At 53.9% G+C, this 1,433-nt stretch carries 1 protein-coding gene; it reads left to right on the top strand.

Features of this window, described 5'->3' with window-relative positions; translation table 11 throughout:
- The first annotated feature begins 50 nt into the window (after positions 1–50).
- A protein-coding gene (locus HU770_RS26715) for an IS3 family transposase (protein WP_186666575.1) occupies positions 51–1,405 on the top strand; the annotation gives its coding sequence in 2 pieces (ribosomal slippage) (positions 51–521 and positions 524–1,405; 1,353 coding nt in all).
- Positions 1,406–1,433 lie beyond the last annotated feature (28 nt).

Consider the following 1,433-nt stretch of genomic DNA (forward strand, 5'->3'; position numbering starts at 1 on the left):
TGGACTGCCCCCAAGAAGTTGGACAAAAAATCCAACCCTTGGGGGGACCGATGGGCAAATACACAGAGCAGTTCAAACTCACAGCCATCTCAGCCTACCTAGATGGTAGCGATGGCTTCCGAAAAGTAGCCCAGCGTTTCGGTATCGACGTCAGTCTGCTGCGCCGGTGGGTCTCCAGCTATCAGAGCAAGTCCAGCCTTAGTCCGCGCTCGCACGGGCAGCGCTATGACGACGACTTCAAGCGCCAAGTGCTGAGCCACATGCACGAGCATCGTCTCTCTCTTCGCCAAACCGCTGCGCATTTTGGCCTCGGCCAGTCCTCGCAGATAGGCAACTGGCAGCGGCAGTACTACAGTGGTAGCCCTGTAGCCCCTGTCATCCGCCAGAAAAAGCCGATTAAAGTGCCGAAGAAGATTAAACCAGCAAAGCCCACAGATACCGACGATTCGCAAAAACCCAGAGACCAGCTGATGGCTGAGCTTGAGTATCTGCGCATGGAGAACGCTGTCCTAAAGGAGCTCAAGGCTCTGCGCGAGGAAAAGGAACGAATACCGGCGAAAAAGTCCTGATCGTTTCCAAACTCAAACGTAGATTCCCTTTGCCTGACCTGCTGCGGCTGATCGGTCTGGCTCGCAGCACTTTTTACTACCAGGTACAGAGCCAACAGAAGCCGGATAAATACGCGGAGCTTAAAGAGAGAATTCGGCAGGTCTATCACAAAGAGAAGGGGCGTTACGGGTATCGGCGCGTTGCACTAGCAATCAGAAAAGAGGGGCCGCTGGTCAACAAGAAGGTCGTTGAGAAACTGATGACTGGGCTGGGGCTGAAGTCACTGGTGCGACCCAAGAAATATCGGTCGTACCGAGGTACTGTCGGCAAGATAGCGATGAATCTGCTGGAGCGTAATTTCGTCGCCCAGCGCCCCAACCAGAAATGGGTGAGTGACGTAACCGAGTTCAAGGTGGCGCAACAGAAGCTCTATCTTTCGCCTGTGATGGATTTGTATAACGGGGAAATCATCGCCTACGAGACGGCCAGTCGCCCACAGTACAGCCTGGTTGGGAACATGCTCGACAAGGCACTCAAGACCCTGGGGGAGAAGCCGAAACTCGTGCTCCACACCGATCAGGGGTGGCAGTACCAGCAGGCTCAGTATCGCCAGAAACTGCGCAGTTGTGGAGTGAAGCAGAGCATGTCTCGTAAAGGCAATTGCCTAGATAATGCAGCTATGGAAAGCTTCTTCGGCACGCTCAAGTCAGAATTTTTCTACCTCAAGCGGTTTGAGAATGTGGATGAATTGAAAGCGGGCTTGGATGAGTACATCCACTACTACAACCATGACCGCATCAAGCTGAGGCTCAATGGCCTGAGCCCTGTCGAGTACAGGACCCAGGCGGCAGCATAGAACTGTCCAACTTTTTGGGGGCAGTCCA

The sequence above is a fragment of the Pseudomonas sp. SWRI68 genome, from assembly GCF_014269165.1.
Classification (GTDB): Bacteria; Pseudomonadota; Gammaproteobacteria; order Pseudomonadales; family Pseudomonadaceae; genus Aquipseudomonas; species Aquipseudomonas capeferrum.